Origin of the sequence: Microvirga zambiensis WSM3693, from assembly GCF_016735695.1 — a bacterium.
Lineage (GTDB): Bacteria > Pseudomonadota > Alphaproteobacteria > Rhizobiales > Beijerinckiaceae > Microvirga > Microvirga zambiensis.
The window spans coordinates 32,928-42,982 of the sequence record NZ_JAERQD010000049.1; the positions used below are offsets into that span (position 1 = coordinate 32,928).

The window sequence follows — 10,055 nt, forward strand, 5'->3', positions numbered from 1 at the left end:
GGGTCGCTTCCGCTCCATCAACCTTCATTGACGGCCGGAAGGATGCCGACGGCAGGTCGATCGACCGCGGCGTGAGCGGCATGATCGGCATGCGGGTTGTGAAGGCTGCCGAGGAGATCCGGGCCACCATCGAACAGATGCAAGCTGCTCGAACCGAGCGGAAGTAAGCCATCCACTCCGAAACAGATTCAATAATACGTCAGCCGCCAATTGCGAACTAAAGCGACAGCCGCAAACAATGCGGCGGTGGCCAGCGCGGTTGTTGCGATTTCTCCGGTAATTTGCGCGAAGGGCTCGACCTCGCCCATATCGTGAAAGATAGCCTCGGTCACCTCGTATAAACATCCCACGGCCGTGCCGAGGAGCGCTCCAAAGTAAGCCAACATCTCGGCATCCCATTTTTTGCTGACGGCTGGTCCGACTGAGTTTCTGGCGAGAGTGAGCGGCAAGGAAGACCTCCCGGGGGGACTGCTAAGCCGCCTTAACATTCGGCAACTCGTCTTTGTTCCAGCAGTTGCCGCCGCTAAGATCCGTGCCCTGGAATCAGGACGGAGCCGCTCGCGTGTGCAATCTCTACAGCGTCCACACCACCCAGGCGATGATCCGGCAGACCTTCAACGTCGGCCGCGACAATGCCGGCAACATGCCTCCCCTGCCCGGCATCTTCCCGGACCAGATGGCGCCGGTGGTGCGGGTCCATGATGGCGAGCGCGAGCTGCTGCAGATGCGCTGGGGCTTCCCGCCACCGCCGAAGGTCGGCAACCAGCCGGTCACCAACGTCCGCAACGTCGCCTCCCCATTCTGGCGCGCCTGGCTCAAGCCGCAGTGCCCCTGACCTCCTTCAGCGAGTACAAGGACACGAAGCCGCGCAAAACGCCAATCTGGTTCGCCCTGTCGAAGGAACGTCCCCTGGCGGCCTTCGCCGGCATCTGGCGGCCCTGGACCAGCGTGCGCGGCACCAAGGCCGACCCGGCCGAAGGTGAGCACCTGCTCTATTCCTTCCTGACCTCGGAGCCGAACGGAATCGTCGGGCCCATCCATCCCAAGGCGATGCCAGTGATCCTGACGACGCCCGAGGAATACGAGACCTGGCTGACCGGGCCGACGGAGGAGACCCTGAAGCTACAGCGCCCCCTTCCTGACGACATGCTCGAGATCGTCGCCGAAGGCCAGCGAGCAGACCAGCCGGAGGCGGCCTGGGTCGCAGCTTCTCAGACTTGTGTTCAATGCCCTGCCACTGAACATGATCGCCCTGCCTGCTGCAGCCGAGATCGTCGATGGCCGGCGGATTGTCATCATAGACGGCGACAACATCGATGTCTGAGGTGGCCGGATCCGGTTCGTAAATTTCCACGCGTCGAAAAGCTTTCGCTCGCGATGTGAGGCGGAGCTGAAGTTGGCTCTAAGGAAGAAATCACGGCTTGCCGAATGGCTGCGTGCCGTTCCTGTGGAGGTCAACCGCGAAGGCGGGGACCACCAAGAGCGCTGGCTGAAGGTATCCAGACCTTCCTCGAGGTCAGCGAATTTCTTTGTCTGATCCAGAAGTGACCTTCAGCGAAATCGCCAAGTTGAGAGGGCCCACGCATCGCGAGGCTCGTGAAAACGACTTCAGGGAAGAACTAACGGGTCTAAAGCAAATTGTTGGGACAGATTTTCGATTGCGGTCTTTTTTACCGAGGCGACTCGATCCGGTGACGCGTAAGGAGTACTTATATAGTACTAATCTTGTGAGATTCGGTGGACAATCTTGGTTTAATTTGGTGAATTAATATAAATATCCAGGACGAATCTTACGCCTGAAGGATTTGCCAGTTCTTGCTTGTGAACGACTTGCGTACGACACGTTAGCTCGGCCGTTGCAAGAGGACTCCACATGTCGAGGCATTCGAATAAGCTCGTCGTGCCAACTACGTTCGCATCCGTGGTAACACTCTGGACTGTGGCAGCCACGGCTCAGCTAACCCCCGGTTCACAACAGGCGCAGCCTGTTCCAATGCCGCAGCTTTCCTCTCCTGCTGTTGAGGTGGCACCGGTGGCGAGTACGCCGCAGCGCAAGCCCAGCAACCTGCGACCTATCCGAGAGACCGTTGTCTCCAGCGCGATCTCTGCTGCAAACCAGGATCAGGATGTTTCGTCATTGAGCGGGAAGCTATACCTGACCATTAACAGCACTCCCCACTACTGTAGTGGCGTATTCGTTGACGATAACATCATAATCACCGCTGCGCATTGCGTGCAACAGAATGGGACTACTACGAGATACCAAGTCGAAAAATTCGTGAGAAGAGAAGGCACCCCTCAAGCCGAAGATTTCCTCTTAAAGAAGGACACCGGCAATCAAGACTGCATCAAGCTGCCTAGCGAGTGGGCCAGTCAAACCGACGAGTATCTTCGGATCAATTACGATTTCGCCTTTCTTAAATTGGCCTCGTCCGTAACAGCTCCAAAGGTCAAGCTCGTCGAGGCCGATCCATACGAGAAACCGGTCAAGGCTTACGGGTATCCAAATTCGAACGGTCAGATCCTGACTGCAATCTCGCATAATGCCGCTAGAGACGTGCTCCACCCACAGCTATTGGGTTTGAATACGGGCAGTCTTGGATTCACTGAAGGAACAAGCGGTGGAGCATGGGTGTGGGACCAAGGCGCTGGCTCACAGCAATTTAAGGTCGTTTCAGTCAATTCATCCTATGCCGTTCCAATATACGACAAGTCTAAAATCTGGATCTATGGGCCGAACTTCAACCGCCTGAAGAAGGGAGGCGAAAAGTCGGCGAACGAAATCTTCACAGAGGCAAAGAACTGCCAGTGAACCGGTTGGAGAGTGAAATGACACTCAGCCCTGCACCGCAGCCCGGCTTGGACGACGCCGCAGACCGGCCGTTAGCGACCCGACGCGAGCTACTAGCAGCAGCAACGGCGCTGCTCGCCTCCGCTGCGGCGGGTTCGCCCGCCCAGGCTAGTTTCGGGGCGGAGGGCTATTTCCTGGTGTTCGATCGCGTGGGCAATAATCCGGCAGATGACAACCTAGATCGTGTGTTCTTCATTCCGTCTGCGTGGCTCGAGCTTTTCGAGGTAACAGATGTTTACAAGGCCCGATACCCAACGAATTGGAAGGAAGCACTAAAGAAGATTCGGAATTCGACTGCTTCCGGTAAAAAGCAGAAGTTTCAGGCCCTCTATGCGGACACAATAGACCCTGACGTCCAAGCGCCGTTCCCAGGACTTGCTGTCATTCCAGCCGTGCCACCTGACGCCAACCATACTTACCTCGCGGCGATGATCAGTCCGACGTGACGTTCGGAATGCAATCCTCCCCTGCCTGGCACCTCTTGAGGGATATCCTGGATGAGGCCAACCGTTCGCCGAAAGTCGCCTCGCAACGCATCCGCACGCCGGACGAGACCTTTGCGCGAGTTGAACCGCTTTTGGCTGCCGCCGGGATCACCCGGATTGCGGATGTGACCGGGCTCGATCGGCTGGGTATTCCGGTTGCCGTCGTGGTGCGGCCCAACTCTCGGGGCCTGTCGGTCGCCCAGGGAAAGGGGCTTGACTTTATGGCGGCCAAGATCTCTGGGGCTATGGAGGCACTTGAAAGCTTCCATGCCGAGCGCATTGACCGGCCAGTCTACATCCTGCGATGGAGCGAGGCTGCCGGCACAGCTCGAACCGTCGATCCCGGTCGTCTGCCCCGGCTGCGCAACAGCCTTTTTCATGTCGAGAAGCGTATCCCATGGATTGCGGCACTTGACCTCGTGAGTGGCCGCGAGCGACTCGTTCCCTTGGAACTCGTCCATACTGACTTCACCGTGCCGGCGCTGCCGGGAACCGGATGTTTCCCCCGAAGCTCCAACGGTCTGGCATCCGGCAACAGCTTCGGCGAAGCCGCCGTCCACGGTTTGTGCGAACTCATCGAGCGCGATGCCTACGCGCTTTACCAATCGAACCCGGAGCGAGGTTCCCGGGTCGATCTCGTCACCGTCTCCGATCCCGTTGCGCGCTCACTCGTCGAGCGTATCGAGACAGCGGGCTGCCGCCTCGCCCTATGGGATATCACTTCCGACATAGGCGTTTCAGTCTTTTGGGCGACTATTACGGGCGGAGCGTCTGGGGTGACGGCCGCGCCTGCTGGAGGGCTCGGGTGCCACCCCGACCGGGTCTGGGCCTGCATTCGTGCCCTCACAGAGGCCGCGCAGTCGCGGGTGACACGTCTCTCGGGCTCGCGCGATGACCTTACGCACCGATGGTTCAAGCTTGTGGGCCCGCCTCCCGCTCCACTTGCGGAGAACGGCACCGCAGTTCTCGACGCCGGGCCCAACTTTCGTGGCGAGACCGTTGAAGATGACCTGCGCTGGCTCATAGATCGGCTGATCGCTAACTCCTTCGACAGCATTGTTGCCGTCGATCTAAGCCGCCCGGAGTTCGACCTTCCGGTTTTGCGGCTCGTCGTGCCGGGCCTTGAGTACCCGAGCGAGGAAGCGCTACCTGGGCCGCGGGCGTCCAGATTATGACGCTTGATCGCCCCGTGCTCTTCCTTGGGCCGACGCTCCCTGCAGAACGGGCGCTGGCAATTCTACCGGCCGAGTTGCGGCCGCCGGCCGCTCGCGGTGACGTATACCGGGCCGCATTGGAGGAACCGCGTGCAATCCTTCTCGTGGACGGTGCCTTCGAAGACGTACCTGCCGTGTTCCACAAGGAGATCCTTTGGGCACTCAAGGAGGGAATTCACGTGTTCGGGGCCGCCAGCATGGGAGCGCTTCGCGCGGCCGAACTCCATCGCTTCGGGATGGCAGGCATCGGCGAGATCTTCGAGGCCTATCGGGACGGACGACAGCAGCGTGACGATGCAGTTGCCGTGCTGCACGGGCCTGCAGAACTTGGCTGGCCGCAGCTGACCCGCTCGCTTGTAGACATCCAAGTTACACTCACAACTGCCGAGCGCATTGGCATTCTCGAATCTGGGGACACCAGGGCCCTCGTACAATCGGCAGAGGCCTTGTTCTGGCGCGAGAGAACCTACTCCGCCGTGGTTGAATACGCACTTGAAAGGGGGTGGAGCGGTGAGTGTGCCGATACTTTCCTCGATTGGGTCTTGCATAATGAGGTTTTCCAGAAGGAGTTCGACTGTCTTGCACTTCTCAAGCATGTCGCGGAGAGCTGGCAGGATTTGGAAGAGCCATTCCAGCCGGTATTTCGCTTCGAGCACACTGAGGCTTGGCGGGTCCTCCAGTCGGACGTTGCGGAGAGCGCAGCGTTGACCTCCGAAATGCAAGTTGAGCCGCTCCAGCTGCACGGTACATACGAAGCCATCGAGAGGGAGGCGCTCCTCGCATTTCTAGCGGAAGAATTCCTGCGCGAGGCTGATGGACCCGCCGATCCGCTGGCGTTCGAAAAGGCGGCAGCCTTATTCCGCAGCCGGCAAGGGCTGACACGAGCCGACAGTGTGGCGCGCTGGATGGCCGAAGCCGGGCTCTCCCATGCCGACTATGCTGCACTTGTCCGTGATACCGGAAACATCGACCTACTAAGGCGTCGCCTCGGTTCGCGCCTCTCTGCCACGATGCTGCGCATCGCCCGCGCGCGGTCAGCTAAGTCCTGCCGACGTTACGAGCAAATAAAACGGTGAAACTTCTCTTTCCACCAAACCTATTGGAGCGTGGCGAACAAGCCCTGAGAGAAATGGTTAGTAACCCTACAAGCCCGCCCTGCGAAGCCCCTCCACGAAATGCATGGTGTCGAACTCAAGCCGATCCGGCTGGACGGCGGCCCACCGATCGACGTTAAATGCTGGGTGGGCCTCGCGGATTTTCGCGGCCTCGCGCCGCGCCTCCACAAGCCGACCGAGTTGGGCATAGCTCGCCGCCAGGATCCGACGCCCCTCGGTGGGGTTCTGCATACTATTGATGGTATGCACTGCGTCCTCATAGCGACCCAGTTTGTAATAGGCGCCGCCAAGGTGCCAGAGATACTGGTCAGGGTAAAAGGGGTTGAGTCGCTTGGCTTTGTCGAGCAGTGCAACGGCCTTTGCAGCCTCGCCTGAATGGGCCAGTGCGTCAGCCATGTCGGACATAAGATCGGCGTCGTTCGGGTTAAGGCCGAGTGCCCGGTGGTACGCGCTCAAGGCTGCATCGTGCTCCTTGCGGTAGAGGTGCGCAAATCCGAGTTCACCGAAACCTCGTGCGTCCGTAGGATCAACCTCGATAGCCGATTGCGCGAGATTGAGCGCTGCATCCAGGGCCTTTTCTCGCGTCTCAGTCCAGCTGTAACGCCAGTCGATGTTGAGCGTGCGCGACTTTGCGGCCATCGCCCTCGCATAATGGGGATCGACCTTGAGCGCGCTCTCATAGAGTAATCGGGCCCGACGGTTCTCTTCTCGGGTATAGTGGAAAATGTGCTGCTGGCCCTGTAGTACGAGGCTATAAGCCCTCAGGTCGGAGGGGCCGACCTGCTGCATCCGTTCCCATTCCGAGACATGAATGCTCACCGCCGTCGCGGAGGCGATGATCTGAGTAATTTCGTCTTGAAGCTCGAGGATATTTTCGAATTCGCGGTTGTATTGCTCGCCCCAGATAGTCCGGTCTCTCTCAGCATCAATGAGCTGGATGCCGATACGGATACGGTTCCCCGCCACGCGCACCGTGCCAGCGACCACGTACCGCACGCCAAGCTCCCGCGCCGCATGCAGCGGCGTCTCCGAAGCTCCCCCGACCACATAGGCTGAATTGCGAGAAATCACGAAGAAGTCGTGGAAGCGCGAAAGACTCGTTGTGATGTCGTCGGTGAACCCATCAGCAAGCCAATACCACGCTGGGTTGTTACCCTGGAACCGGAATGGTAGGACGACGACGGACGCTTCCGCGACAAGTGGGCAGTTCGGCTGCTCCGGCGCTGCCATTCGCCTGAGGCCAGTGGTCATCGCTGCCGCGGTCGCATCCTCTTGAACCTGAAAAATGTCGACAGGTTCGCGGACGTTCTTGAGGCGCTGTGCCCCGAGATAGGAGTAGCCGAATCCAAGTTTGTCACAGACCTGATCGTAGACCGCCGCGGAGATACAGACCTGTCCTGGCCGCGCGTGTGCTTCAATTCGTGCGGCAATATTCACGCTGTCGCCGCCGACTTGTCCGTCGTCGAATAGAATCTCGCCGAGATTGATGCCGATCCTGAAGAGAATCTGCCGATCCTCTGAAGTCCCCTCGTTGAGGACCCGCATCTGCTTCTGAAACCTCATCGCACAGCCCACGGCCGCTAGGGCGCTTCCGAATAGGAGGAAGAGCCCGTCACCACTGACCTGCTGGACCTCTCCATCGCACTCCTGCGCGATCTGCTTAAAGATCTGGATCCGCTCCTTGACGGCGTGCCAAGTGCCGATCTCATCGTCGCCCATGAGCCGTGTATAATCGACGATGTCAGCAAACAGCATCACACCAAATCGGCGATGCGGAGCGATCTGATCTACATCCGGCATAGCGACAACTCAAGGCCAAGACGGGAGCATGGTCAGCCGAATTCCGCGGCAACCTGGACTCCGAATTTACCAGCGATCAAGCCGACGGAGCAAGCTATCAGTGGAGCTATACTGGACGGTTCAAGTTGTCGCAAACTGAAGTCGATGAGAGCTCCCTACAATTCCGAAGCCTGGGTGACTTCTCTCATTGTTGAGCAGCCGATGAAACATAGTTTCCATAGCCGCATCTCCGACTGCCAACAGTTGAGCTGTGGAACAAACTAGCTAAGTTGGAGGCCCAGCGAAGCTGGTGGTAATGGGTATGGCGCTGCTCGGCCAAGCAGGAAGCAAGTATTCTGTCAATACGTCGCACGCATGATGATCTTTCAGTAAATTAGACATTGCTTGTTCGCATGCCATCTAACCGAATCCATAAGCATATCCGCTTGACGATTAATATTTGCAGGTGCGTGATCAGCGGGTTGCTCAAGGGCTGCCGTCCAGCCCGTTACTGGCTTTTGAGAACTCAGGCCACTGACGCCACCATGCCAGCCGATACTCAACATCCTGTCTTTGACCCGAAAAACGGCAGTTGGGGAGTTTTTCAAAATCGGCACTACTGAGACGTAAGCCTGAGGGCAGCAATCCTGCCGGAACCGGACTTTCCGTAAGAGCACCGAATATTAGCGCGCTCGCTTCTCTGTGGACTGCGGGGAAAAATCTCAGGCCTTATTGGCTTTCCTATCCTGAGAGAGAATGTTCACTGTCCGTTCTAATTGAGCTGGGCAGGATCATGTCACGGACCACCAAATTGACGGTCGAACAGGTGTTGGAGGCGAGACTGCGCTACGCAGCCGGCGAGCGAAATCTGAAGAAGCTGGCTCAGACTTACCGGGTCGGACGCTCGACCATAACCAACGCCGTGCTCGGCTATACCTTCAAGGATCTGCCCATGCCGCCTCGGGGCCGCCTGTCGTGACGAGAGTCGGCGATCTGAAGCGCTTGGGAAAGGAAGGGCTCGAGGTCCACTGCTCTGGCTGCGGTTGGACCGTCATCCATTGGTGGACAACGTTGGGTGTCGGAGGCGGTGAAGATGTGGATCGCGTGATCAGACGCCTGCGCTGCAAACGATGCGATAGCCGTCCAAATCCTTCCGATGTGAACCCTTATAGCCAGAAAGATGCGTATGGGCACATGGGCCTCGGAGGCTACAGCTACCCGAAACCCAATTGAAACAAGAAGGCCCTCCAAAGCCAAAGCTCGGGAGGCCAAGTTTAGGAAGGAGACACCCGCCCCGGGGCCGGGCCGTCGCATCCGCCCCGCTGCTTAGACCATCTGGCCTAATTGACGGCCTGAACGTCCGGCTCAATCCTTAGACACGGTTGCGCTCAAGAATGCGTGGAGCCGACCTGAGGGCGATGATGGGGCAACTAGTTCAATTCGGTAAACGCCAGCCTGAGCGCCCACCCCCGAGCTTTAGACATTCGACCGATAGGCGAGGGAAGCAGATTAAGGGCCGCCCGAGCAACAATCAGAGGAAGCGCGCGCGCTCTTGGGTTCCTGTCATCCTCGGAGGCTTCTTTCTGGCAGGCGTCATCAGCGTTGGTCTTGGTCCACAACTTAGCGGGTGCACGATCAAAGGGAACATCAGCGTCAATACAGGCGAGCGGATCTACCACGTACTTGGCCAAGAATTTTATTCGGAAACGAGGATCGACTTGCTCAAAGGCGAGCGCTGGTTCTGCTCTGAGGACGAAGCTCGAAAGGCGGGCTGGCGTAAGTCACGGGTTTAACCTCCCTTGGACAATGGGGCGTAGTCCCCTTCTGCTGCTTCTCTTTCAGAGAACGCCCACTCTCCCGGACAGGGAGAGGAGAGGATGGCCGATTGAACGTTTTGCGGCCCCCTGAGTCTACTTCTCCCGAAGGAAGGAGGGAGAGGTGAATTGGCAGCTAATTGAAACAGCCCCGAAGGATGGCACACGGGTGTTGGTCTATCTCCCCGACGGGAAGCAAGCCGTGGCCTGGTGGGAATTAGAGTTCGAACCAATATTGTGGGACCAGAGCCGCGAGGATTCAAAGTACCGTTCTGCATGGACGGATGGAACGATGGCCTCGTGGGCCTGTGAGGAGATGCGAGAGTTAAACCCGACCCACTGGATGCCCCTTCCAGAACCACCCGCCTCCCTCCGCTCTCCCGGACAGGGAGGGGAGTAGCTGCCCTCCGTCAGCCCAAAGGCTTCGTTGGGAAAGTGGTGTTCTAGGCTCAGGCAGCCCACTATGGTGTGATTGGGAAATTATGCGGGGCTGCTCTTGGGCTGGTTATCCATATTTGGTGAGACCGAGTTTATTGCCGCTGTAGTCAGCTCAGTCGTCGGCGGCGGCATTGCATATCTCATGCAGCGATCAGCTACCGGAAAGGAGGATCGACGTCGTTCCGCTGAGAGAAAAGAGGCGCAACAGGCTCTTGGGCAATCTCTGTTGATCAAGACGATCCGCATCCAGAGCAATATCGGGGCGATTCAGAAATACATTACGGTGGGTTCAACCGGTCAGTGCACCATGATTGATTTCGTTGCGCTTCGGGAGAACTACTCATGGCACGCATGGGTCG

General features: G+C 58.3%; 10 protein-coding genes and 1 pseudogene. 9 read left to right on the forward strand and 2 right to left on the reverse strand.

The window, feature by feature from the left end; translation table 11 throughout:
* Positions 1-188: 188 nt before the first annotated feature.
* A complete protein-coding gene (locus JKL46_RS26390) occupies positions 189-449 on the reverse strand; it encodes a hypothetical protein (RefSeq protein ID WP_201838853.1) in 261 nt (86 codons plus the stop codon).
* Between the two features lie 113 nt (positions 450-562).
* Here JKL46_RS26390 and JKL46_RS26395 point away from each other — a divergent pair.
* From JKL46_RS26395 to JKL46_RS26415, 5 genes and pseudogenes are all read left to right on the forward strand, one after another.
* Positions 563-1,185: pseudogene (locus tag JKL46_RS26395) on the forward strand (SOS response-associated peptidase); the annotation flags it as partial.
* A 688-nt stretch (positions 1,186-1,873) separates the two neighbouring features.
* The gene (locus JKL46_RS26400; protein ID WP_201838854.1) at positions 1,874-2,812 is read left to right on the forward strand and encodes a trypsin-like serine peptidase; all 939 of its coding nucleotides are present in this window, start codon (positions 1,874-1,876) and stop codon (positions 2,810-2,812) included.
* A gap of 17 nt (positions 2,813-2,829) precedes the next feature.
* Positions 2,830-3,297, forward strand: a complete 468-nt coding sequence (locus tag JKL46_RS26405) for a hypothetical protein (RefSeq protein ID WP_201838855.1) — start codon at positions 2,830-2,832, stop codon at positions 3,295-3,297.
* An 8-nt stretch (positions 3,298-3,305) separates the two neighbouring features.
* Positions 3,306-4,511 carry a YcaO-like family protein gene (locus JKL46_RS26410; protein ID WP_201838856.1) on the forward strand — a complete coding sequence of 402 codons (1,206 nt, stop codon included), beginning with the start codon at positions 3,306-3,308 and terminating at the stop codon, positions 4,509-4,511.
* A complete protein-coding gene (locus JKL46_RS26415; RefSeq protein ID WP_201838857.1) occupies positions 4,508-5,626 on the forward strand; it encodes a TfuA-like protein in 1,119 nt (372 codons plus the stop codon). The genes JKL46_RS26410 and JKL46_RS26415 overlap by 4 nt, the downstream gene beginning before the upstream one ends.
* 66 nt (positions 5,627-5,692) lie before the next feature.
* On the opposite strand, the gene JKL46_RS26420 is transcribed toward JKL46_RS26415, so the two are convergent.
* Positions 5,693-7,465: an adenylate/guanylate cyclase domain-containing protein gene (locus JKL46_RS26420; RefSeq protein ID WP_201838858.1), complete on the reverse strand. Its 1,773-nt coding sequence runs from the start codon at positions 7,463-7,465 to the stop codon at positions 5,693-5,695.
* 772 nt (positions 7,466-8,237) lie between these two features.
* On the opposite strand from JKL46_RS26420, the gene JKL46_RS26425 reads away from it, so the two are divergent.
* From JKL46_RS26425 to JKL46_RS26435, 4 genes are all read left to right on the forward strand, one after another.
* Positions 8,238-8,423 (forward strand): helix-turn-helix domain-containing protein, encoded by a 186-nt coding sequence (locus tag JKL46_RS26425; protein ID WP_201836201.1) that lies wholly within the window; start codon positions 8,238-8,240, stop codon positions 8,421-8,423.
* Positions 8,424-8,952: 529 nt separating this feature from the next.
* Positions 8,953-9,237: a sunset domain-containing protein gene (locus tag JKL46_RS36950; RefSeq protein ID WP_425493305.1), complete on the forward strand. Its 285-nt coding sequence runs from the start codon at positions 8,953-8,955 to the stop codon at positions 9,235-9,237.
* A 145-nt stretch (positions 9,238-9,382) separates the two neighbouring features.
* Positions 9,383-9,658, forward strand: a complete 276-nt coding sequence (locus JKL46_RS36955) for a DUF551 domain-containing protein (RefSeq protein WP_201838859.1) — start codon at positions 9,383-9,385, stop codon at positions 9,656-9,658.
* Between the two features lie 96 nt (positions 9,659-9,754).
* A partial coding sequence (locus JKL46_RS26435) for a hypothetical protein (protein ID WP_201838861.1) occupies positions 9,755-10,055 on the forward strand: 301 nt, incomplete at its 3' end.